The 21,645-nt window shown below is 71.9% G+C and carries 21 protein-coding genes; 7 read left to right on the forward strand and 14 right to left on the reverse strand.

All coding sequences use genetic code 11. The features are described 5' to 3' along the window. Positions 1-155 precede the first annotated feature (155 nt). The gene (locus tag ITI46_RS01730; protein ID WP_209237439.1) at positions 156-1,679 is read left to right on the forward strand and encodes a peptide MFS transporter; all 1,524 of its coding nucleotides are present in this window, start codon (positions 156-158) and stop codon (positions 1,677-1,679) included. Here ITI46_RS01730 and ITI46_RS01735 read toward each other — a convergent pair. The 5 genes from ITI46_RS01735 to ITI46_RS01755 all read right to left on the reverse strand — a co-directional run bounded on the left by ITI46_RS01735 (position 1,651) and on the right by ITI46_RS01755 (position 5,908). Then, entirely contained in the window at positions 1,651-2,583 is a 933-nt protein-coding gene (locus tag ITI46_RS01735) for a neocarzinostatin apoprotein domain-containing protein (RefSeq protein WP_209237441.1), read from the reverse strand. The two genes, ITI46_RS01730 and ITI46_RS01735, sit on opposite strands and share 29 nt — an antisense overlap. Continuing rightward, on the reverse strand, positions 2,580-3,584 hold the full coding sequence (locus tag ITI46_RS01740; protein ID WP_209237443.1) for a COG1470 family protein: 1,005 nt from the start codon (positions 3,582-3,584) through the stop codon (positions 2,580-2,582). The genes ITI46_RS01735 and ITI46_RS01740 overlap by 4 nt, the downstream gene beginning before the upstream one ends. A 90-nt stretch (positions 3,585-3,674) precedes the next feature. After that, positions 3,675-4,454, reverse strand: a complete 780-nt coding sequence (locus ITI46_RS01745) for an LPXTG cell wall anchor domain-containing protein (protein ID WP_209237445.1) — start codon at positions 4,452-4,454, stop codon at positions 3,675-3,677. Between the two features lie 262 nt (positions 4,455-4,716). Beyond that, entirely contained in the window at positions 4,717-5,331 is a 615-nt protein-coding gene (locus tag ITI46_RS01750; RefSeq protein WP_209237447.1) for an ATP-binding protein, read from the reverse strand. Between the two features lie 178 nt (positions 5,332-5,509). Continuing rightward, entirely contained in the window at positions 5,510-5,908 is a 399-nt protein-coding gene (locus ITI46_RS01755; RefSeq protein WP_209237449.1) for an STAS domain-containing protein, read from the reverse strand. A 260-nt stretch (positions 5,909-6,168) separates the two neighbouring features. On the opposite strand from ITI46_RS01755, the gene ITI46_RS01760 reads away from it, so the two are divergent. Further along, a complete protein-coding gene (locus ITI46_RS01760) occupies positions 6,169-7,179 on the forward strand; it encodes an RNA polymerase sigma factor SigF (RefSeq protein WP_209237451.1) in 1,011 nt (336 codons plus the stop codon). 124 nt (positions 7,180-7,303) lie between these two features. Here the strand turns inward: ITI46_RS01760 and ITI46_RS01765 are convergent, their stop codons facing one another. Together ITI46_RS01765 and ITI46_RS01770 are read right to left on the reverse strand one after the other, a co-directional pair. Continuing rightward, positions 7,304-7,750 carry a MarR family winged helix-turn-helix transcriptional regulator gene (locus tag ITI46_RS01765; protein ID WP_209237453.1) on the reverse strand — a complete coding sequence of 149 codons (447 nt, stop codon included), beginning with the start codon at positions 7,748-7,750 and terminating at the stop codon, positions 7,304-7,306. Beyond that, entirely contained in the window at positions 7,747-9,219 is a 1,473-nt protein-coding gene (locus tag ITI46_RS01770) for an MFS transporter (protein ID WP_209237509.1), read from the reverse strand. The genes ITI46_RS01765 and ITI46_RS01770 overlap by 4 nt, the downstream gene beginning before the upstream one ends. Positions 9,220-9,450: 231 nt before the next feature. Between ITI46_RS01770 and ITI46_RS01775 the strand changes: the two genes are divergently transcribed. After that, positions 9,451-9,891, forward strand: a complete 441-nt coding sequence (locus ITI46_RS01775) for a helix-turn-helix domain-containing protein (protein WP_209237455.1) — start codon at positions 9,451-9,453, stop codon at positions 9,889-9,891. Here the strand turns inward: ITI46_RS01775 and hutI are convergent. From hutI to hutU, 4 genes are read right to left on the reverse strand one after another with little or no spacing between them, the layout of a single operon-like run. Continuing rightward, a complete protein-coding gene (hutI, locus tag ITI46_RS01780) occupies positions 9,831-11,021 on the reverse strand; it encodes an imidazolonepropionase (RefSeq protein WP_209237457.1) in 1,191 nt (396 codons plus the stop codon). The genes ITI46_RS01775 and hutI overlap by 61 nt on opposite strands. Before the next feature lie 27 nt (positions 11,022-11,048). Beyond that, positions 11,049-12,464: a formimidoylglutamate deiminase gene (locus ITI46_RS01785; RefSeq protein ID WP_209237459.1), complete on the reverse strand. Its 1,416-nt coding sequence runs from the start codon at positions 12,462-12,464 to the stop codon at positions 11,049-11,051. Beyond that, entirely contained in the window at positions 12,461-13,651 is a 1,191-nt protein-coding gene (locus ITI46_RS01790) for an allantoate amidohydrolase (RefSeq protein WP_209237511.1), read from the reverse strand. The genes ITI46_RS01785 and ITI46_RS01790 overlap by 4 nt, the downstream gene beginning before the upstream one ends. Positions 13,652-13,679: 28 nt before the next feature. Next, positions 13,680-15,356, reverse strand: a complete 1,677-nt coding sequence (gene hutU / locus ITI46_RS01795) for a urocanate hydratase (RefSeq protein ID WP_209237461.1) — start codon at positions 15,354-15,356, stop codon at positions 13,680-13,682. 257 nt (positions 15,357-15,613) lie between these two features. Between hutU and ITI46_RS01800 the strand changes: the two genes are divergently transcribed. Next, a complete protein-coding gene (locus tag ITI46_RS01800) occupies positions 15,614-16,327 on the forward strand; it encodes a type 1 glutamine amidotransferase domain-containing protein (RefSeq protein WP_209237463.1) in 714 nt (237 codons plus the stop codon). 37 nt (positions 16,328-16,364) lie between these two features. Beyond that, positions 16,365-17,261: an aldo/keto reductase gene (locus ITI46_RS01805; RefSeq protein WP_307808020.1), complete on the forward strand. Its 897-nt coding sequence runs from the start codon at positions 16,365-16,367 to the stop codon at positions 17,259-17,261. Between the two features lie 84 nt (positions 17,262-17,345). On the opposite strand, the gene ITI46_RS01810 is transcribed toward ITI46_RS01805, so the two are convergent. Next, positions 17,346-18,533 (reverse strand): PP2C family protein-serine/threonine phosphatase, encoded by a 1,188-nt coding sequence (locus tag ITI46_RS01810; protein ID WP_209237465.1) that lies wholly within the window; start codon positions 18,531-18,533, stop codon positions 17,346-17,348. Positions 18,534-18,737: 204 nt separating this feature from the next. Between ITI46_RS01810 and ITI46_RS01815 the strand changes: the two genes are divergently transcribed. After that, the gene (locus ITI46_RS01815) at positions 18,738-19,127 is read left to right on the forward strand and encodes a VOC family protein (protein WP_209237466.1); all 390 of its coding nucleotides are present in this window, start codon (positions 18,738-18,740) and stop codon (positions 19,125-19,127) included. 4 nt (positions 19,128-19,131) lie between these two features. Then, on the forward strand, positions 19,132-19,827 hold the full coding sequence (locus ITI46_RS01820) for a TIGR03086 family metal-binding protein (RefSeq protein ID WP_209237468.1): 696 nt from the start codon (positions 19,132-19,134) through the stop codon (positions 19,825-19,827). A 57-nt stretch (positions 19,828-19,884) separates the two neighbouring features. Here the strand turns inward: ITI46_RS01820 and ITI46_RS01825 are convergent, their stop codons facing one another. After that, positions 19,885-20,559: a GNAT family N-acetyltransferase gene (locus ITI46_RS01825; RefSeq protein WP_307808021.1), complete on the reverse strand. Its 675-nt coding sequence runs from the start codon at positions 20,557-20,559 to the stop codon at positions 19,885-19,887. Positions 20,560-20,687: 128 nt separating this feature from the next. Continuing rightward, complete coding sequence (locus ITI46_RS01830; protein ID WP_209237470.1) at positions 20,688-21,539, reverse strand: MurR/RpiR family transcriptional regulator; 852 nt, start codon at positions 21,537-21,539, stop codon at positions 20,688-20,690. Positions 21,540-21,645 lie beyond the last annotated feature (106 nt).

Raw genomic sequence — 21,645 nt, forward strand, 5'->3', positions numbered from 1 at the left:
GTGACTTATGGTGAATGCACTTATGTAGTGAACGTCGAGGACTCCTGGCGCCACAGCACCACCGGCCGGGGGTCCTTTTCCGTGCACGGGTCCCGCCTGCGGACAGCGCCGCTGAGCAGCGCGGCCCCGGCAGTGCAATGGCAAGGAACACCGATATGGCGCCCAGCATGACGAAGGCCGCCCCCGGCACAACCGGCAAGACCTTCTTCGGCCACCCACGAGGTCTGGCCACGCTCTTCATGACGGAGATGTGGGAGCGCTTCAGCTTCTACGGGCTCCGCGCACTGCTCGTCGTCTACCTCGTGGCCGGCGGGCCCGACGCGGGCCAGGGCGGCGCGGGCCACCAGGGTGGCGGCCTGGCCATGACCCTGGCCACGGCCACGGCCATCTACTCCGTCTACAACGCCATGGTCTATCTGCTGACCATGCCGGGCGGCTGGTTCGGCGACCGGCTCTGGGGCCCCCGCAAGACGGTCACCGTCGGCGCGGGCATCATCATGATCGGCCACCTCACCCTGGCGCTGCCGGGGCAGGCGTCGTTCTTCATCGGGCTCGCCTGCGTGGCCACCGGCTCCGGGCTGCTGAAGGCCAACATCTCCAAGATGGTCGGCGACCTGTACAACGGCCCCGACGACCCGCGCAGGGACGGCGGCTTCACGGTCTTCTACATGGGCATCAACACGGGTTCGTTCCTCGCCCCGTTCGTCATCGGCACCGTCGGCCAGACCGTCAGCTGGCACCTGGGCTTCGGCATGGCGGCCGTCGGTATGGGCCTCGGCCTGGTGCAGTTCCTGATCGGCTCGCGCCACCTGGACCCCAGGAGCAGCCGGATCCCCGCGCCGCTGACGGCGCAGGAGAAGACCGCCGTGCTGCGCAAGTCGCTGCTGTGGCTGGTCGTCGCCATCCTCTTCTACGGCGTCGTGGTCGCCACCGGCACCTTCACGCTGAACTGGGCGATGGTCCCGCTCACCGTACTGGGGCTGCTCATTCCGCTCGGGATGCTGGTGCGGATCAAGCGCGACACGGAGCTCACCCGGGCCGAGCAGGGCCGGATGACCGGGTACATCTGGTTCTTCGCCGCCGCTGCGATCTTCTGGATGATCTACGACCAGGGCGCCTCGACGGTGCAGGCGTTCGGCGACGCGAAGACCTCCACGCAGCTCTTCGGCTGGGACTTCCCCTCGACCTGGTTCCAGTCGATCAACCCGCTCTTCATCATCCTGCTCGCGCCGGTCTTCGCGGCCCTGTGGCTGGCCCTCAACCGGCGCGGCAGGGAGCCGACGACCACCGCGAAGTTCGCCTTCTCGCTGGCCGTGATGGGTCTGTCGTTCTTCCTCTTCGTCATCCCGATGGCGATGGCCTCCGACGGTACGAAGGTGAGCCCGCTGTGGCTGGTACTGATCTTCCTGCTGCACACCGTCGCCGAGCTGTGCCTGTCGCCGGTCGGCCTGTCGGTGACCACCAAGCTGGCCCCGGCGAAGTACGCGAGCCAGCTGATGGGCGTCTGGTTCCTCGCCGTGACCGCGGGTGACAGCATCACGGGGCTGCTGTCCATCGGCGGTGTCGACCTCAGCACCACCGGAGTCGTCGCCATGGAAGCCACCCTCTCGGCGCTGGCGGGCTTCGCGGTCTACATGTACCGGCGGCAGATCACCGCGACGATGACGGAAGTGAAGTAGCCGTCTCCTCCGGCCGGGAGCCCTCCCGGCTGCGCGGCGAGCGGGACCACCTCTCGACGAGCCGCATCCCGAGCCGGAAGACCAGCAGCGGGACGACCACGCACAGCAGTGCCCAGAAGAGGGTCACGCCCCAGGGGCGGCCCACGTCCCAGGGCTGCTCGGTCAGCACCCGCCGGTCGAGCTTGGCCGCGACCGTGTACGCACCGTGCGCGCCCGAGGCCAGCTCGACCGGCAGCTCGACCCGCGCCTTCCTGCCCGGATCGATGGTGCCCCGCCACTGCTGGCGCTCCCAGTCGGGGGCGAGGACGCCATGCGAGGTGCCGACCTCGAAGACCGGGTCCCGGGCACGGTCGGCGCCCAGATTGCCGACCGTCAGCACCAGCTTCCGCTGCTCGGGAGCGCCGAACCAGTTGAGCAGCCCGCTGTCCCCCTCCAGCCGCGCCGCCAGCACCGTGAGCCGCCCGCCCGTGCGCTTCTCCGGCAGCGGCTTCACCGGGTGCCCGGCGACCTCGAGCTTCGCGTTCGCGGCCGCGTAGGCGCCGGTCACCGTGGCGGCCCGTACGACGCACGGGCACGGCTTCGGCGGCTCGGCGACGGGGATCTGCTTGCGGAAGCGGCCGTTCCCGTCCGTGGTGACGGCCCGGCCTTCGGCGTTGGCGCAGGCGTTGGTGCCGCCGATCGCGTTCTGACCGCACAGCAGCAGCGTGAGCAGGGTGTCGGGGCGCCACCCTGTGCCCCGCACCGTGATGTTCGCCCCCGCGCCCGCCTCGCTCCGGGAGAGGGTGATCTTCGGCTGCCGGTTGTGAACGGCATCCGCCGGTGCTTCGTTGGGAACGGCGAGCGAGATGACGCAGCCCGCCAACGCGCCCAGCAGGACTGCGGTGTGCCGGATGGTGGTCCTCACTTCGCCGCTCCTGTGGTTGGCGCCGGACGTCGGGATCGAGGCCGTCGTACAGACCGCCGGACCCGCGCCGTTGTGCTTGCTCGCCGCGTCGGCGGGGTGGAGAGTGCGGGGGCTCCGCCCCCTCGCCGCCGGACGCGTCTGCGACGGGCGTACCAGGCAACGCCCCCGCCCGCGAGGACGAGCAGCAGGCCGACGGCCCGGCCCCACGGCACGGCTGTGTACGAGGCAGCGGCGGAATCGCGGGCTCCGTCTGCGGCCGTCACCGTGAGGCGGACGTCGGCCATGTCCGCCGCGGGCGGGTGCGGCCAGCGTTCCTGGCGGGTGACGCGCTGGCCGGGGAGCAGTTCGACGGGCAGCTCGCGCGCCGGCTGCCGTACCAGCTGGCCGAACAGTCCGTCCGCGCGCACGGCGAGCCGGGGCCGCAGCGCCGTATTGCCCCGGTTGACCAGCGTGTAGCCGATCACCGCTGCGCCGTCGTCCGCCTCCTCGACGTGGACGTTCTCCACGCTCAGCGCCGCCAGGGCCGGACCGCTGACCCGCAGATACATCCGTACCCCCAGCGTCCGTCTGCCGTCGCTGACGACGACCGCGGCGGGGTGGTCGCCGGGGACGGCACCGTCGGGGACCGTCACGCTCAGCGGCACCTCGGCACGGGTGTGCGGGGGCACCTCGACGGTGTCCTCGGCGAGGGCGATCCACGTACCGGAGCCGCGGCTGCGGCCCTCCTCCCGTACGGCGAGCCCACCGCTGCGGGCGTTGTACGCGTCGGCCCCGCGCAGCCGGAACCTGCGGGGCGCGTCGCTCTCGTTGGTGAGCGCGAGGGAGTCCCGGAGCACGGTGCCGGGCGGGCCTTCCAGATGGAAGTAGGAGCGTGCGTCGGGCGTCGCGCGGCCCGCGGGCGGAGAGGGAGCCGCCGACCACGGGGGCTTTCCGGCCGACGCGGCGAGCGCGGGATTGCCCGCTCCCAGCAGGCAGAGCACCGCGAGTGCACAGACCAGCACCCCCCGGGTGCGGCCCGGTGAACGTTCCCGGGTGCGGGGGGCCGGTGCGCCGACGGCACCACGGTGGGGCGGGGTGCGGCCCACCACGGGCTAGTGCCGTACCGCGGCCCTGCGCCGCGTCACCCACAGTGCTCCGCCGACTCCGGCCAGCAGCACGGTGCCGCCGAGGGTGCCGAGGGCGACCGCGGAATCGGCCGGGCCGGTCTTGGGCAGCCCACCGCCGCTGGGCGCTGCCTGGCTGCCGCCGGACGCCGCCGCGCCGCCGGACGCGTCACCGCCGCCGCTCGCAGCACCGCCGGTGCCGCCGGTGTCGCCGCCCGAACCGCCGCTGCCGCCCGCCGCCGTCACATCGAGGGTGAGGGAGGGCTTGGGGTTGTTCTTCGGGTTGCAGGTGGTGGTCGTGCCCAGCGCCTTGATGGTGAGGGTGCTGGCGGTGAAGGTGACCTTGCCGCTCTTCTTCGGTGTGTAGGTCCCGGTCAGGTCCGGGATCTTGATCGGGGTGTTGGCCGGGATGGCCTTGTCGTTGCCCGGCCCGCTCACGGACACATCGCCGGTCTCGGCGCCGCCCAGCTTGATCTTGGCGCTGGGCTTCATCGCACCCTTGCCGAGCTCCACGGGGCTGGAGGAGACGCCCTTCTCGAACGACATGGTGAGCTTGTAACCGCTGCCGTCCTTGGTGGACTTGATGTCGATGGGCGAGACCGCGCTCTTGTCCCCGATGGGGGTCTTGCACTGGTAGTCGACGTCGACCGTCGTGGCGCTCGCCGCGGGGGCCGACAGCAGAACTGCCGAGCCGGCGAGGGCTGTTGCCGCCGCTGTGGCGGCGGCCGTGCGACGTTTCTTGCTGTGGCGTTTCTTGCTGTGGGACACGGGGGTTCCCCCTTCATCCGGACTCGCAAGTTACTGACGACACATCAGATTTGCGCCGACAGTAGCCCCAGCCCCTTGGAGAGGGAAGAGCATCTGCGCGGTGAAGTGGCTGCGCCCCGCAGGGGCGCGGGGAACTGCTCCCCCAAGCTCTTCGAGCAGGGGGTGCCCCCACCGGCCACGAACTTCCCGCAGCCTGCGACGGGCAAAAAGGGGCAACCCCTGCCCAGTGAGAGCCGCCGCTCAGCAAGACCGCCGAGCAGGGTCAGTGCGGAGCCGCAAGTTCGGCCCACACCGTCTTCCCGGGACCCTCCGGGTTGCGTACGACACCCCAGTCCAGGCACAGCCGCTGGACGATGAACATCCCGTGCCCGCCGGGCCGCCCTGCGCGGTGCGGGGTGCGCGGGGAGGGGGAGCCGCTGCCCAGGTCGACGATCTCCAGGCGCAGCACCTTCGAGGTGGCGCCGACCCGCAGCTCCTCGGGGCCGTTGGCGTGCAGGCACGCGTTGGTGACCAGCTCCGAGACGACGAGCAGCACATCCTCCGCCGCAGCGCGCTGATCGGCGGTGGCGGCGGGCAGCCAGCCCCAGTCCTGGAGGGCCCGGCGGGTGAAGTCCCTGGCACGCGGCACGGCACCGCTGGCACCGACCAGCCGCAGCCTGCGGACCTGCCGCATCGGCCGGCCCGGCTGGCGTGCGGCCCCCACGGCGGCCGAGGCCGCACTCTCCGCAGCGGTCCCCATGGCGCCGCTCCCCCCTTCGGGCTCGGGTTCGGGAGTGGAGGCGCCCCCGGCCGCAGCACACCCCGGGCCCGCGGTCGCCGGAGTGCCCTCGGGCTCCGGACCGCGGTCGCCCGCCGGTTGCGGCCGGGTGGTGCTCATCAGTGGTTCACCTCACCGATCACCGGTTACGTTTCGCCGTCCCGCGCGGCCCCGCGTTCGACGAGACCTTGACGCGCTGTACACGAATGCCTGACAGATTCGAAGGACTCCTGCCCGGACCCACCGTGAGAACACTTACGGATTCAGCCGGACCTGTGTGATGCGCGTAACGCCCTGGTTACGCCTCTGGTCGCTCTTCCGCGCCCGGGGCCGTGCCGAGCGCCGAGTCGAGATCGTCGTGCACGGTGAAGACCGCGCTGGCGCCGGTGATCTCGAAGACGCGCGCGACCACGGGGAGCATCCCCGCCAGATGGACGCCGCCGCCGGCCTCCTCCGCCTTCAGGCGGGCGCCGAGCAGCACGTTCAACCCCGTCGAGTCGCAGAACTCGAGCCGCGAGCAGTCCACGACGAGGCGGCTGTAGCCCTCCTCGACACTGCGCTCCAGCGGCTCGCGCAACAGCTCCGCGGTGTGGTGATCGAGCTCACCCTCGGGGGTCACCACGGCACTGATTCCCTCGTGCCGTACCTCGACCGTCAGCCGGCCCTGGCTCGTGCTGCCGGGCATCCCGCGGTCCATGCACACCCCTTCTGTTTCGCGTGAGGGCCTTCACTGCTTCCCCCGTCGAGCGGTTCGAACCCTACGCCTTCACGGCCCTCACCGGTAGCCGAACATTGGACAGATGGGTCACATATGGACAAATGGAGCTTGCCCTTGCTGTGCAGGAGCAGGTAGGTCTAGTAGGGATACCGAACCACGTCGGCTCTGGAGGCGCCGCACCCCGTAGTGCACGTCACGGCTTCGGCAGCCATATGCCGAGAAAACCATGGAGGACAGCCATGTCACCCCGGCTCGACAACGGGATATCCGACCCCGCGGACACGCAGGTCGCGACCGTTCCCGCCGTTCCGGAGCAGCACAGCACGGACCGGCTGCCGGATTCCCAGTCCCTGACCCCCGAAGCGCTCACCGATCGGACCGAAGCGCTCACCGAGCAGGCGAGCGCCGACCAGATCGCGGAAGCGGTGGAAGCCGACCTCTTCGACCAGCTTCAGCTTCCTGAGATCCCACCCTACGAAGAGGTCGGGCCGCTGGATGCGCGGGCCCTGTCCAAGACGCTGTTCGAGCGGCTGGAGAACCTCGAAGAGGGCACCCACGAGTACGCGTACGTACGCAACACCCTGGTCGAACTCAACCTCGCGCTGGTGAAGTTCGCGGCCTCCCGGTTCCGCTCGCGCAGCGAGCCCATGGAGGACATCGTCCAGGTCGGCACCATCGGCCTCATCAAGGCGATCGACCGCTTCGAGCTGAACCGCGGCGTGGAGTTCCCCACCTTCGCGATGCCGACCATCGTCGGCGAGATCAAGCGTTTCTTCCGCGACACGTCCTGGTCGGTGCGGGTACCCCGGCGCCTCCAGGAGCTGCGGCTCGACCTGGCCAAGGCGGGCGACGAACTCGCCCAGAAGCTGGACCGGGCGCCGACGGCCGAAGAGCTGGCCGAGCGGCTCAAGATCTCCGCAGAGGAGGTCATCGAAGGCATGGCAGCGAGCAACGCCTACACCGCCAGCTCGCTGGACGCGCAGCCCGAGGAGGACGACACCGAGGGCGCGCTGGCCGACCGCATCGGCTACGAGGACCACGGCCTCGAGGGCATCGAGTACGTCGAGTCGCTCAAGCCGCTGATCGCCGAACTCCCCGCGCGGGACCGCAGAATCCTCTCGCTGCGCTTCGTGGCGAACATGACCCAGTCGGAGATCGGTGAGGAGCTCGGCATCTCCCAGATGCATGTCTCCCGCCTCCTCTCCCGCACCCTGGGCAAGCTCCGCAAGGGGCTGATGATCGAGGAGTGACACGGGGTGCCGCCCCCGTGCGGTGCGGCAACTCCGCGTGCTGAGGGCCCGGCCGGACAACGGACAGTCCGGCCGGGCCCCCTGTTTTCGCGGGTCTCCATATGTACGGCATATGCGGCCCCGGTCAGTCCGTCGGCCGGTCGCGCAGCGCCTCGTCCAGTATCCGTTCGAGCACCGAAAGGTCCTGGGGCGGGAGGCCGCGCAGTGCCGGTGGTGGGGTGTCGCTGATCCGCGCCATCTCGGCTGCGGCGCGCACCCCTTCCTCGGTGACCTCGACCAGTTTGGAGCGGCGGTCGGCCGGGTTCGGCTCGCGGGTCACCAGGCCGCGCTGGACCAGATACTCGACGGTGAGCGTGGTGTGCGGAGCGTCGGCGAACAGCCCCGCGGCCAGCGCGCTGAGCGTCAGCGGGCCCTTCTCGGCGACGTGGCGCAGCGCCTTGGCGCGGAAGAAGCTCATACCGAGCGCCTCGGTCACCCGGGCGCGGACGTCCGCGGCCTCCAGGACGAGGGTCCGCATATCGCGCCAGACGCGGACGGCCGCCTCGTTGTCGGCCCCCTCCCCCGTGCTCATCCCGCCGCCGTCCCGCTGTTGCTGCGCTCCGCGGCCTGGTGGCGCGTCAGTTCGCCGCTCTCGTCCAGCAGATGAGCCGCGCGCTGTGCCGTCGCCCGGGCCCAGCGGCCGGTGGTGAGGACGCCGAGGAGGAGAACGGCAAGGCCGCATGCGGAGATGATCCACCAGGCCGTACGCTCCGCGTCCTGGAACCCGGCGGCGTCGTGGACGCCCCCGGCTCCGCCCGTGCCGACGCCGCCCGCCGCCATCACGGCGCCGATGACGGCCACGCCCAGGGACGAGCCCACCTGCCTGCTGGTGGAGGCCACGGCTGCGGCGACGCCTGCCTGGGCGCGCGGCATGCCGGAGACGGCGGTGTTGGTGATGGGCGCGTTGACCAGACCGAAGCCGACGCCGAAGAGTACGTACCCGGCGAAGAGCACCCACAGCGAGACATCGGCCGACGTGGTACGGGCCAGCAGCACGCCCGCCGCCGCCGTCCCCGCACCCGCGACCAGCAGCGGCAGCCGCGGCCCCCGGGTGCCCACCAGGCGGCCGGACAGCGGCGCGCAGACCAGCGTCATCGCGGCCATCGGCAGCATGCACAGCCCCGTCCGCAGCGCGCTCATGCCGCGCACTTCCTGGAGGTAGAGGGAGGTCACGAAGAGGAAGCCGCCCAGTGCGGCGAAGGCGCACACCGCCGTGAGGGTCGCACCCGAGAACGGGACGCTTCGGAAGAAGCGCGGGTCGATGAGGGGTTCGGCACGGCGTGACTCGTACACGGGCAGGGCCACCAGGCAGGCGAGCGCGGCGGTCAGGCAGCCGAGCACCAGCGGCGAGGTGAACCCGCTGTGCGGGCTCTCGATGATGCCGTAGGTGAGGGAGCCGAGCAGCCCGGCCATCAGCAACTGGCCCACCGGGTCCACCCGACGGGCCCTGGGCGCACGGGACTCGGGGACGAACAGCGTGGTCAGCAGCAGCGCGGCCAGACCGACGGGCACGTTCACCCAGAAGATGGCCTGCCAGCCGCTCGCATCGACCAGCAGCCCGCCCAGCAGCGGTCCTGCCGCCATGCTTATGCCGACGACGCCGCCCCACACCCCTATCGCGCGGGCCCGCTCGCGGGGCTCGGTGAAGGTGTTGGTGATGATCGACATCGCGACGGGGTTGAGCATCGAGCCGCCCACCGCCTGCAGGGCGCGGGCCGCCACCAGCCAGCCGAGGCCCGGCGCAAGGCTGCACAGCAGCGACCCCGCGACGAACAGCGTCAGCCCCCAGCGGAAGACCCTTCTGCGGCCCAGCCGGTCGGCCGTGGAGCCGGAGAGCATCAACAGGGCCGCCAGCACCAGGGCGTAGGCGTCGACCACCCACTGCAGGCCCGACACCGAGGCATCGAAGTCGGCACGGATGTCGGGCAGCGCCACGTTGAGAGCCGTCGTGTCCAGGCTGACGATCAGCAGCGACATGCAGCAGATCGCCAGCACCAGCATCCGGCGGCGTGGCGCGAGCGTGGTGTCGGTCAAAGAGGCTCCTGAACTGGTTGTACGGCTACAACAGTTGTAACGGTACAACCACACACCGACTACCGCACCGGGATTATCCGAAGGCCGCCTCAACCCCTGGTTGGACACCACAGTTGGAACTTGCACGGGATTCGCCGCGGCCTGCGGCTTTCTATCGTCCTGAGGGCTGGATGAGCTTCTGACAGTCCGGGGGACGACATGGTGCACAGCTGCCCGCAGGAGGCCGTCGACCACCGCCCTGCCCTGTTCGCCCGCATCCAGAGCTTCATCTGGGAACACCTGGGCGACCCCGGGCTGTGCCCCGACACCGTCGCCGCCGCCCACCACATCTCCACCCGCAGTCTGCACCGGCTCTTCCAGAGCCAGGGCTGCACCGTCAGCTCCTGGATCCGCCGCCAGCGGCTGAACCGCGCCCGTCGCGATCTGGCCGACCCGCGGCTAGGCGACCGCACCATCCAGTCCATCGCGGCCACTTGGGGCTTCCCCCGGGCCGCCGACTTCACCCGCGCCTTCCGTGCGGCCTACGGCATCACCCCGCAGGATTTCCGCACCGAAGCCTTCACCCATCCGCGGAGCCCTCACCCCTGGCGCACGCCCTCCCGCCACACCGTAGCGACCAGGGGGACCCCCGGGCGGTAGGAGAGGTGGACGTGGGAGGGGGCGTCCAGGAGGGCGAGGTCGGCGCGGGAGCCGGCGGTCAGCCGGCCGATGTCGGTACGGCGCAGCGCCTGGGCGCCGCCCGCCGTCGCCGACCACAGCGCCTCGTCCGGCGTCATCCCCATCTCCCGTACGGCGATGGCGATGCAGAACGGCATCGAGGAGGTGTACGAGGAGCCGGGGTTGCAGTCGGTGGACAGCGCCACCGTGACGCCCGCCTCCAGGAGGCGGCGGGCGCGAGGATAGACGGCGCGTGTGGAGAACTCGCAGCCGGGCAGCAGGGTGGCCACTGTGGCGCTGTTCGCCAGCGCGTCGATGTCCGCGTCCGTGAGGTGCGTGCAGTGGTCGGCCGACGCCGCGCCCACCTCCACCGCCAGTTGGACACCGGGGCCGTGGGTGAGCTGGTTGGCGTGCACCCGGGGGGTGAGGCCCTGGGCCTTGCCCGCGGTGAGGATGGTGCGCGACTGGTCCTCGTCGAAGGCGCCCTCCTCACAGAAGACGTCCACCCAGCGGGCGTACGGGGCGCACGCCTGCAGCATCTCGCCCGCGACCAGCGCGGTGTAGCCGTCGGGGTCCTCCGCGTACTCCGGCGGGACGATGTGGGCACCGAGGTAGGTGATCTCCTCCAGGCCCGACTCCGCGGCCAGCCGGAGCGCGCGGGACTCGTGCTCGGGCGAGAGCCCGTATCCCGACTTGGTCTCCACGGTGGTGGTGCCCTGCGCCAGCATCTCGCGCAAGTGCGCCTTCAGCGTGGCCGCCAGCTCGGCGTCCCCCGCCTCGCGGGTGGCGCGAACGGTGGTGCGGATGCCACCCGCCGTATAGGGGCGTCCGGACATCCGGGCGTTGAACTCCTGGGTGCGGTCGCCCGCGTAGAGCAGGTGCGAGTGGCTGTCGACGAAGCCCGGGATCGCGGCCCTGCCGCCCGCGTCGTACGTCTCGTCGGCCGCCGGCGCCCTGTCCGTCGGGCCCACCCATGCCACCTTGCCGTCCTCGATGACGAGGGCTGCGTTCTCGATGAGGCCGAGCGGGCCTCCGTCGCCCTGGGCGGGGTCGTTGGTGACGAGGGACGCGATGTTGGTGAGGGAGAGGGTGCGGGAGGTGGCTTGAGGCATGGGTCGGTTGTCCTTGTGGCTCGGGTGTCAGGGGCGGAGCGCTGCGATGGCCTCCGCCAGGGCCTCGGGTACGGAGTCGACACGGGTGTGGGCGCCGTCCCGCACCACATGCCGCCCGGCCACCACCGTGTGGCGGACGTCGGCGGCGGTGGCTGCGAACACGGCCGTCTCGGCGCCCAGCCGCACCACGGGCCCGGCCGTACGGACCGAATCGAGCGCCACGGTGACGAAGTCGGCCGGCGCACCCGTCTCCAGGCGGCTCGCCTCGGGCCACCCCAGCGCGGCGTGCCCGCCCTCGGTGGCGGCCCGCAGCAGCTGCCCGGCGGTCCAGTGGCCCCGCGTACGGCTGGCGAGGCGCTCGTTGAGCTCCAGAGCGCGGGCTTCCTCGAACAGGTCGATGACGGCGTGGCTGTCGCTGCCCAGCGACAGCCCGGATCCGGCGCGGTCCAGCGCCGGGGCCGGGCCGATGCCGTCGGCCAGATCGCGTTCGGTGGTCGGGCACATGCACACCCCCGTGCCCGAGCCGCCCACCGCGCGGATGTCGTCCGTCGTCAGATGGGTGGCGTGGACGGCGGTGGTACGCGGGCCGAGTACGCCGTGCTCGGCCAGCAGCGCGGTCGGCGTCAGCCCGTGCACGCTCTCGCACGCCTCGTTCTCCGCGGTCTGCTCGGACAGATGGACGTGCAGCGGCGCCTTGCGCTGTTCGGCCCACTCGGCGACGGTGCGCAACTCCCGTGCGGGCACGGCCCGTACGGAGTGCACGGCGGCGCCGACGCGTACGTGGTCACCGTCCGGGCGGAAGGCCGCGGCGCGTTCGGCCCACGCCTCGGCGGTGCCGTCGCTGAAGCGCAGCTGCTGCCGGGTGGGCGGCTCGCCGCGGCCCTTCCGTCCGATGCCGGAGGCGAGATAGGCGGTGTCCAGCAGGGTGATACGGATGCCCGCGTCCGCCGCCGCAGCGACCAGCGCGTGGCTCATCGCGTTGGGGTCGTCGTAGCGTTCACCGCCCGGAGCGTGGTGCAGATAGTGGAACTCACCCACACAGGTGATCCCGGCCAGCGCCATCTCCGCGTACACGGCACGCGCCAGCGCGTAGTAGCTGTCCGGGGTGAGCAGCGACGCCGTCTGGTACATGGTGTCCCGCCACGTCCAGAAGGTGCCCGAGCCGACCTGCACGGTGCCGCGCAGCGCCCGGTGGAACGCGTGCGAGTGGGCGTTCGCCAGCCCGGGCAGCGTCAGCCCGCGCAGCGGGACAGCGCCGGGCGGCGGCGTCTGGACGCCGGTACGGATGGCGCCCAGCCGGCCCTGTGCGGTCACCTCCAGGACGACGTGCGGCTCGACGGTGCCGTTGAGCCAGGCGTTCTCGCACCAGTAGACCTTCTCGGCCGGGACACCGCCGGGATCGGGGCCTGTCGCGTTGGGGTTCGTCCTGGTCCTCGTGGTCACACCAGACCCTCCAGTACGTCGGTGAGCGCGCTGACGCCCGCCGCACAGTCGTCCTCCTCGGCGAACTCGGCGGGCGAGTGCGAGATGCCGGTCGGGTTGCGGACGTACAGCATGGCTGTGGGCACCGAAGCGGACAAAATACCCGCGTCGTGTCCGGCGCCGGTGGGCAGCACCGGAACGTCGCCGCCCAGCAGACCGACCAGTCGGTCGCGCAGTACGTGGTCGAACTCCACCAGCGGTGTCTCCGACTCCCGCGTCACCTCGACCGCCACCCCGTCGCGCCCGCCGCGCTCCCCGGCCGCGCGTTCGATCTCGGCGACCACGGCCGCCAGCGTCTCCTCGTCCGGGGCCCGCGAGTCGAGCCATCCGCTGACCCGGGACGGCACGGCGTTCACGCCGTTCGGGTCCACCGCCACCTTGCCGAAGGTGGCCAGCGCGCCCGCCAGCCGCGCCTTCTTGCGGGCGGCGAGCACGGTGTTGGCGTAGGTGAGCATCGGGTCCCTGCGGTCCTCCAGCCGGGTGGTGCCCGCGTGGTTGGCCTCGCCCCGGAAGTCGAACCGCCAGCGCCCGTGCGGCCAGATCGCCGAGGCGACGGCCACCGGGTGCTGCACCCCTGGCGTTTCGGACAGCGCGCGGCCCTGCTCGATGTGGAGCTCCACGAACGCGCCGATACGGGCCAGCCGCTCGGGGTCCGGGCCCAGCGCCTCGGGGCTGTAGCCGGCCGCCTCCATGGCCTGCGGCAGCGTCACTCCTTCGGCGTCCCGCAGCTCGTGCGCGCCCTCCCGGCTGAGGGCGCCGGTCAGCAGCCGCGAGCCCACGCAGGCGAGCCCGAAGCGGGCGCCCTCCTCGTCGGCGAAGTTGACGATCGCGAAGGGGCGGGTGAACTCCGCGCCGCGAGTGCGGAGTTCGTCGTACGCGGCGAGGGCCGAGATGACGCCGAGGGGGCCGTCGAAGGCACCGCCCTCGGGCACCGAGTCGAGATGGGAGCCGGTCACCAGCGCGTTCCCGGCGTTCTTGTCGCCGGCCCACGCCCATTGGTTGCCGTTCCCGTCCACCTCGTACGCCAGTCCACGCGCCTCCGCCTGCTCGCGGAACCACTGCCGGCACTCCATGTCGGGCCCCGACCACGCGAACCGGCGGTAACCACCACCGGGTGCCTTGCCGAGGGGGAGCAGCTCTTTCCACATGGCGTGGAAGGAGGGGCTCGGGACGCCCTCAGGCACGCTGCTCTCCCTCCCGCATGGGAATGCGCACTCCGCGGTCGGCGGCGACCGACTCCGCCTCGGGGTACCCCGCGTCGACGTGCCGGATCACTCCCGTGCCGGGGTCGTTGGTGAGGACCCGCGAGAGCTTCTCCCCCGCCAGCGCGGTCCCGTCGGCGACCGTGACCTGCCCCGCGTGCAGGGAGCGCCCCATGCCGACCCCTCCACCGTGGTGGAGGGAGACCCAGGTGGCGCCGGAGGCCACGTTGAGCATGGCGTTGAGCATGGGCCAGTCGGCGATGGCGTCGGAGCCGTCCCGCATGGCTTCGGTCTCGCGGTAGGGCGAGGCGACGGACCCGCAGTCCAGGTGGTCGCGGCCCAGCACCAGCGGGGCCTTCAGCTCACCCGCCGCCACCATGTCGTTGAAGCGTTCGCCGGCCGCGGCCCGCTCCCCGTAGCCGAGCCAGCAGATCCGCGCGGGCAGCCCCTGGTAGTGCACGCGCTCACCGGCGAGCTTCAGCCAGCGCGCCAGCGAGGCGTTCTCCGGGAAGAGGTCCAGCAGCGCGCGGTCCGTCGCGGCGATGTCGGCGGGGTCGCCGGAGAGCGCCGCCCAGCGGAAGGGGCCCTTGCCCTCGCAGAAGAGAGGGCGGATGTAGGCGGGGACGAAGCCGGGAAACTCGAACGCACGCTCGTACCCGGCGAGCTGCGCCTCGCCGCGGATGGAGTTGCCGTAGTCGAAGACCTCGGCACCGGCGTCCTGGAAGCCGACCATCGCCTCGACGTGCGCGGCCATCGACTCGCGTGCGCGTCGGGTGAAGTCGGCCGGCTTCTCGGCGGCGTATGTGGCCATGTCGGCGAAGTCGACGCCCACGGGCAGATAGGAGAGCGGGTCGTGCGCTGAGGTCTGGTCGGTGACGATGTCGATGGGCGCGCCCTCGGCGAGCAGCTGGGGCAGCACCTCGGCGGCGTTGCCGAGCAGTCCGATGGACAGCGGGCGGCGCGCGTCCCGGGCCTCGACGGCGAGCCGCAGCGCCTCGGCGGTGCTCTCGGCCCGTACGTCCAGATACCCGTGTTCGATACGGCGTGCGATGCGCGAGGGGTCGCACTCCACCACGATCGCGACGCCGTCGTTCATGGTGACGGCGAGCGGCTGGGCACCGCCCATCCCGCCGAGCCCGGCGGTCAGCGTGATGGTTCCGGCCAGGGACCCCCCGAACCTCTTGGCGGCGACCGCCGCGAACGTCTCGTAGGTGCCCTGGAGGATGCCCTGGGTGCCGATGTAGATCCAGGAACCCGCGGTCATCTGGCCGTACATGGTCAGACCGAGCTGTTCCAGCCGCCGGAACTCCTCCCAGTTGGCCCAGTCGCCGACCAGGTTGGAGTTGGCGATCAGCACCCGAGGGGCCCACTCGTGGGTGGTCATCACCCCGACGGGGCGGCCGGACTGTACGAGCATCGTCTCGTCGCCGCGCAGCGTGCGCAGGGTGCGGACCATCGCGTCGAACGACGCCCAGTCGCGCGCCGCCTTTCCGGTGCCGCCGTAGACGACGAGCTTGTCCGGGTGCTCGGCGACCTCGGGGTCGAGGTTGTTCTGGAGCATCCGCAGAGCGGCCTCCTGCTGCCATCCGAGCGCGCTCAGCTCGCTGCCGCGCGGTGCCCTGACCGGGCGCGGTCCTGCGGTGCTGGTCATGTTGCCCCTGCCTCCTCGACTCGCGGCGTACGCGCACGCTGCGGTGCTGCCGCGGCGTACGCGCACGCCTGTGGTCGCGTAACGAATCTATTCACCAACGATACGCGCTGAATAGTTCTAGTCAACGGGGCCTTCGGCCGTCCCGGCTGCGGCGGCCAGGGGATGCGGCGGGCTCGCCCGGTGACGTCAGCCGCCGTGGGCGCCGCCAGCGGCCTACCGTCGTCGGGTAGCCCTCCCCGCAGCCCCCGGAGAACGACATGTCGCAGATCCTTTTCGTGCTGACCGGCGCCCGGCACTGGACGCTCGCCGACGGCACCCAGCACCCCACCGGCTTCTGGGCCGAGGAGGCCGTCGCCCCCTACGAGGCGTTCAAGGCAGCCGGCCACCAGGTCGTCGTCGCCACCCCCGGCGGCGTCCTCCCCAGCGTCGACCAGGCCAGCCTGTCCGCCGACGCGAACGGCGGGCAGGAGGGCGCCGACCGGGTGGCAGCGGGACTGGAGTCCTTCACCGAGCTGGGCCAGCCGCTGAGCATCGAGGACGTACGGATCGACAGCGGCGGCGGCCCGGCCGGCTTCGACGCCGTCTTCTACCCCGGCGGACACGGCCCCATGGAGGACCTGGCGACCGACTCGGACTCCGGCACCCTGCTGGTGCGCACCCTGGCCTCAGGCAGACCGCTCGGCGTGGTCTGCCACGGCCCCGCCGCGCTGCTGGCCGCCCATACGCAAGAGGGTGCCAGCGCGGTGTACGGGTACCGGCTGACCGGTTTCACCAACGCCGAGGAGCAGCAGACGGGGCTGGCCGCCAAGGCCAGGTGGCTGCTCCAGGACCGGCTGGTCGAGGCCGGGGCGCACTTCGACGCGGGAGAACCCTGGGCCCCGCACGTGGTCGTGGACCGTAACCTGGTCACCGGTCAGAACCCGGCGTCAGCTCAGCCGGTGGCCGCCGAGGTCATCAAGATGCTCGGCTGAGCGAACCCGCCGGCAGCACCGACGAAGGGAACGACTCGTGTCCGACTCCCCCGCAGCCTCAGCAGTCAACGCCGGCCGGCCCATCGGCGCCGCCGGGACGTTCGCACTCGGCGGGCAGCTGCCCGTCAACCGGCTCGGCTACGGCGCCATGCAGCTGACGGGCCCCGGCGTCTGGGGCGAGCCCCGGGACCCGGACGAGGCCGTACGGGTGCTGCGGCGCGCCGTCGAGCTGGGCGTGAACTTCATCGACACGGCCGACTCCTACGGCCCGTTCGTCAGCGAACGCCTCATCCGCCAGGCCCTGCACCCCTACCCGGACGACCTCGTCATCGCCACCAAGGGCGGACTGACCCGGGCAGGACCCGACGACTGGCGCCCGGTGGGGCGCCCCGAATATCTGCGCCAGCAGTGCGAACTGAGCCTCCGCCACCTGGGCCTGGAGCGCATCGACCTCTACCAGCTGCACCGTATCGACGAGAAGGTGCCGGTCGCCGACCAGCTGGGCGAGCTGTCGCTGCTCCAGCAGGAGGGCAAGATCCGGTTCATCGGGCTGTCCGAGGTCTCGGTTGCCCAGCTGGAGGAGGCCAGGAAACTGGCGGACGTCGTCTCCGTGCAGAACCTGTACAACCTCGCCGACCGCAGCGCCGAGCCGGTGCTGGAGTACGCCGAGCAGGAGAACGTCGCCTTCATCCCCTGGTTCCCCATCGCCACCGGCGAACTGGCCCGCCCCGGCGGCCCCCTGGAGTCCGCCGCCCACCAACACGGCGCCACCCCCTCCCAGCTCGCCCTCGCCTGGCTACTGCGCCGCTCCCCTGTGATGCTCCCGATCCCCGGCACCTCCCGCCTCGCCCACCTGGAGGAAAACGCCCAGTCCGCCCGGATCGAACTGACCGACGAAGAATTCGAAACCCTCGCCGCCGCGGTCCGGGTCTGAAGCGCCCCGAAGGGGCGCGGGGAACTGCGCGAGCAACCAGCAACAAACCCGCAGCCTGCAGACGGCAAAAGTGGCACCCCCTCATCAGCAAGGCGGGAGGGGGCAAGCTCCATCAGGGCCCAGCCAGTCCACGCACATCACCACCGCATCATCCTGAAGCGGCACCTCACCCCGATAAGCAGCCAGTTCCCGCAGCACCGCCGCGGGAACCTGGCCCGCGGGCAACAGCCGCAGCCCCGGCAGCGAACGGGCCAGCACGCGCTCCCCGTACGTCTCGCCGTCCGGCCCAGGGGTCGCGTGGACGCCGTCGCTGCCGATCAGCAACCGGTCGCCGGGCCGTACGGCGAAGTGCTCCTCCGCGTAGACCGTGTCCTCGAACATGCCCAGCGGCAGCTGATGGTCGAAGGAGAGCTCTTCCACGCCGCGGCCCCGCATCCGCCACACCTTCGGGGAGCCGGCGTCCACCACCTCCACCCGCCCAGTGGCCAGCTCGAACCGCAGCAGCAGCACGGACACGTAGGCGGAGCCCTGGTGCTGCGCGTAGACGGCCTGGTCGGCGAGGGTCGCCTGGCCGGCCAGATCCAGCCCGGCACGGCGCGCGTTGCGCAGCGCGTTGGTGGCCAGGTTGGTCAGCAGGGCCGCCGCTATGCCCTCGCCCATGCCGTTGGTGACGGTGAGGGTCAGATACCGCTCGGACGCCTCCCAGTCGAAGCTGTCGCCGAAGACGGCGTACGCGGGCTCCAGATGAGCGCCCACCTCGAACTCCTCGCGGGCGCAGGAGCGTCCGGGCAGCAGCTGCCACTGCATCTCCGCCGCCAGCGTGAGCCGCGAGGCGCGGCGGGCCAGCACGAACAGGTCCGTGTCGCGCTCGGCGACGAGGATCTCGTGGCCCAGCGCCTCGGACAGCTGCCGCAGCACGGGCAGCAGGCCGTTCGGGTCCTCGGCGGAGGGCAGACCGACCGAGAGGGTGCCAAGCCGGTCGCCGCGAATGGTGATCGGCAGATGGGCGACGATGCCGCCGCCGGGCTGCTCGGTCACGAACGGGTCCTGGGAGCCGAAGGCGCGCCCCTGAGGGCTGTCGTACACCGACACCGGCTCCGTCTTGGCCGCGTGCCCCTCGACCAGCTGCAGCGACTGCATGCCGTAGTCGACCATGCGGATCTCGACGAAATCGGCGCCGTACTGCTCCCGCAGCTCCGCGATGACGATTCCGGCGAGGGCGTGCGGCGGCGCGCTGCGCAGGGCCTGCTGGACTGCGGCGAATCTGTCCATCAGCGGTCCTGATTCTGTGCGGGGCTGAAGATGACCCCGCGGGCAGGGATCGCGCTGGCTCAGCCGTTCCGGAAGAGACCCGCTCCCGACCGTATCGCAGGGGGATGGCGGCACCCGGCGATGAGTTTCGGGGCCGGGCCCGGTCCATCTCTGTGAGAGCCGGGCAGCGTACTCGGCGTCCGACGACTGCGGGAGGCAGATCTCATGACGGAAACGACCGGACCCCGGGTGGGCGGCATCGTGCTGGGCAGCACGGACCCGAAGCGGCTGTGGGAGTGGTACCGCACCGCGTTCGCGCCGGACACGGAGGAGGGCGAAGGGCCGATGCTCGTTCTGGAGCTGTCCGGGACGTACGTCATCTTCGAGAGCCGGGACGATGTGGGCCGCAAGGCCGTCGAGCCGGGCCGTATCCTGGTCAACTTCGAGGTGACGGACCTCCACGGCCTGGCCGACCGGCTGACCGAGCAGCTCAATCCGCGCTGGGTGCGCCCCGTCGAGACCGTGGACGAGCACGTCCTGCTGAGCACCCTGGAGGACCCGGACGGCAATTACGTACAGCTCTTCGAGGCCACCGACGCCAAGTCCGCCTCCTAGCGCCGTGTTCCGCGAGGAGGGGGACGGGGACAGCCGGGAGGGGACCGCACAGGGCGGTGGCGGCAGTCGGCCGGACAGCAGCGCGCGGGCGGCCGAGCTGCTGCGGCACGCGGTCGGCTACGCGCTGGGTACGGCGCAGTGCGTCACCCCGGCGCTGCTGCACCTGCCCACCCCGTGCACGGAGTGGGACCTGGGCGGGCTGATGTCGCACGCGGACGACTCCCTGGCGGCGCTGCACGAGGGCATGGCTCAGGGCACGGTCGCCCTGCACCCGGACCCTGCGCAGGGGGCGGCGAGGGGGGACGGGTACGCCGCGGAGACCGGGCCTCCCGCGAGGGGCGATCCCGCGGCGGCCTTCCGGCTGCGGGCCGCACGGCTGCTGGGGGCGTGGACCGCCGCGGGTCCGCGCCGCCGCCTGATCGTGGTGGCCGACGCACCACTGACGGCGACGGCGCTCGCGCTGACCGGCGCGGTCGAGATGGCGGTGCACGGCTGGGACATCGCGCGGGCCACCGGCAGCGCCGACCGCCCCATCCCGGCGCCACTGGCGGTCCGGCTGCTGCCCGTCGCCCGGCATTTGATCCCGCACGAGGGTGCCCGGCATCCGCTCTTCGCCGCTGAGCTGCCCGTGGCACCAGGGGCCCCGCCGGGGGACCGACTCCTGGCCTTCCTCGGCCGCGATCCGGCCTACGGCACGTAGCCGCGCTTCGGCCGGTGGACGCACTCCGGTTCTACGACCCGCAGACGCACTCCGCTCCTACGGCCGGTAGACGCACTCCGTCAGGATGCTGTGCGCCTTCCAGCCCAGCGTCTCGTAGAGGGCCCGTCCCTGCGGGGTCGCGCCCAGGAGGCCGAGGGTCGCGCCGGCGGCCACCGTGCTGTCGGCGAGGGTGCGCATCACCAGGCTGCCGAGACCGCGGCGGCGGTGTGCCTCCTGGGTGAGAATGCGGTCCATGACAGCGGTTTCGCCGAGCACGGCCGCCTGTCCGGAGGCCGCGGGGTCACCTGTCGCGGCGTCGTCCACGCGCACGTAGGTGACGCCGTCGCGGCTCTCGACCGTCCGTGTGTAGCCCTCGGGCGGCACCGGCCGGGTCGTCTGCAGACCGGCGGTCATCAAGTGGCCGGTTTCCGCGTGGTCCACTTCCCAGCCGCTCGGCAGCCAGCCGGTGACCACCTCCGGCTCGGCGAAGACCATCATCCAGGTGTGCGGAACCCGCACCGCGGCGGCGACCTGGTGCACCGTCGCCTCGTCGGCCTCCAGCAGCACGTGCCGCCCCAGCAGCCGCTCGTCCCCCACCGCCATATAGAGCCCCCAAGGGCGCTCCACCGGCGCGGGAGTACCTCGGGAGGCGGCCCAGCCCGCCACCCAGTCCGTGATGAGCTTCGGGTCGGCGCCGGGGTGCGGCAGGCCGGGAGATGGGGAGTCGTCCAATCAGGGCTCTCCTATGGGATGCGCAGGATCTCTGTGTCCACGCGTAAGCGCTACGCGGCTCACGGCCGCGCACAGTACGACAGAACCCGCCCTCGGGCACCCGGATTTCGGCGGCCGCAGCCCGGCGCTCACTCCGCGAAGAGGCCGCGCTCGCTCGCCCGCGTGTCGAACTCCTCGAGCCGCGCCTGCGCGTCCGGCAGTCCGTCGCACATCGCCTCCAGCAGCACCCGTCCCAGCAGCATGGGGGCACAGGCGGTGTCGAAGGCCAGGCCCGTGCCGACGGCAGCGGGCAGCAGCAGATCGCCGGGGTGCGCGACGGGAGCGAAGGCGCTGTCGGCGACGGTGACGATCGACAGCCCGGCCTGACGCGCGGCCTCCAGCGCCTCCACCGTCTCACGCGGATGCCGGGGCAGCGCGAAGCACATCAGTGCGCTCGCCCCGGCCCGTACGCAGCCGTCGATGCGGTCCAGCAGCATGGAGCCGCCCTCGGTGAGCAGCCGTACGTCCGGGTGCACCTTGGCGGCGAAATACGCGAAGCCGCCGGCCTGCGCGGCCGCGGCCCGCAGCCCGAGCACGGGCAGCGGACGGGAGGCGGCCAGCAGCGCTCCGGCACGCTCGACCGGCGCGGGGTCGTCCAGCAGCGCTGCCAGGTGCCGCAGGTTCTCGATCTCGGCGTGCACGGCCTGCTGGTACTCGTTGAACCCGCCCGGCCGCTCGCCCTCCCCGGTGGGTTCGGCTCCCTCGGGCGGCTCGCTCTCCCGCAGATGGCGGCGGAGCGCCGGGTAGCCGTCGAAACCGAGCGCCACCGCGAACCGCGTCACGGACGGCTGGCTGACCCCGGCCAGCTCGGCGAGCTCGACGCTGGAGAGGAACGGCGCGTCGCCTGCCCTGCGGACCATGCAGTGCGCGATACGGCGCTGCGTCGGCGTCAGCCGGTGCCCCTCGAAGAGCTTCAGCAACCGCGCGCTCGCGCTGCTCATCCCGCACCTCTCATTCAGCCCGCTCCTCCCCTGCATAAGGCTATGCAGCACCGGCCGTCCCGGGCAAGACGAGCCGGAGCCGGCATCCGGCATCCGGCATCCGGCA

This window comes from Streptomyces oryzae, from assembly GCF_017676365.1.
In the GTDB taxonomy this organism is placed as follows: Bacteria; Actinomycetota; Actinomycetes; order Streptomycetales; family Streptomycetaceae; genus Streptomyces; species Streptomyces oryzae.

Excerpts from the sequence above, each read along its gene's own strand:
- hutI (WP_209237457.1), bottom strand. The coding sequence starts at position 11,021 with ATGCCTCAAGCCACCTCCCGCACCCTCTCCCTCACCAACATCGCGTCC.
- ITI46_RS01790 (WP_209237511.1), bottom strand. The coding sequence starts at position 13,651 with ATGTGGAAAGAGCTGCTCCCCCTCGGCAAGGCACCCGGTGGTGGTTAC.
- ITI46_RS01800 (WP_209237463.1), top strand. The coding sequence starts at position 15,614 with ATGTCGCAGATCCTTTTCGTGCTGACCGGCGCCCGGCACTGGACGCTC.
- hutU (WP_209237461.1), bottom strand. The coding sequence starts at position 15,356 with ATGACCAGCACCGCAGGACCGCGCCCGGTCAGGGCACCGCGCGGCAGC.
- ITI46_RS01830 (WP_209237470.1), bottom strand. The coding sequence starts at position 21,539 with ATGAGCAGCGCGAGCGCGCGGTTGCTGAAGCTCTTCGAGGGGCACCGG.
- ITI46_RS01765 (WP_209237453.1), bottom strand. The coding sequence starts at position 7,750 with ATGAGCACGGGGGAGGGGGCCGACAACGAGGCGGCCGTCCGCGTCTGG.
- ITI46_RS01810 (WP_209237465.1), bottom strand. The coding sequence starts at position 18,533 with ATGGACAGATTCGCCGCAGTCCAGCAGGCCCTGCGCAGCGCGCCGCCG.
- ITI46_RS01775 (WP_209237455.1), top strand. The coding sequence starts at position 9,451 with ATGGTGCACAGCTGCCCGCAGGAGGCCGTCGACCACCGCCCTGCCCTG.
- ITI46_RS01755 (WP_209237449.1), bottom strand. The coding sequence starts at position 5,908 with ATGGACCGCGGGATGCCCGGCAGCACGAGCCAGGGCCGGCTGACGGTC.
- ITI46_RS01815 (WP_209237466.1), top strand. The coding sequence starts at position 18,738 with ATGACGGAAACGACCGGACCCCGGGTGGGCGGCATCGTGCTGGGCAGC.
- ITI46_RS01750 (WP_209237447.1), bottom strand. The coding sequence starts at position 5,331 with ATGAGCACCACCCGGCCGCAACCGGCGGGCGACCGCGGTCCGGAGCCC.
- ITI46_RS01760 (WP_209237451.1), top strand. The coding sequence starts at position 6,169 with ATGTCACCCCGGCTCGACAACGGGATATCCGACCCCGCGGACACGCAG.
- ITI46_RS01770 (WP_209237509.1), bottom strand. The coding sequence starts at position 9,219 with ATGCTGGTGCTGGCGATCTGCTGCATGTCGCTGCTGATCGTCAGCCTG.
- ITI46_RS01730 (WP_209237439.1), top strand. The coding sequence starts at position 156 with ATGGCGCCCAGCATGACGAAGGCCGCCCCCGGCACAACCGGCAAGACC.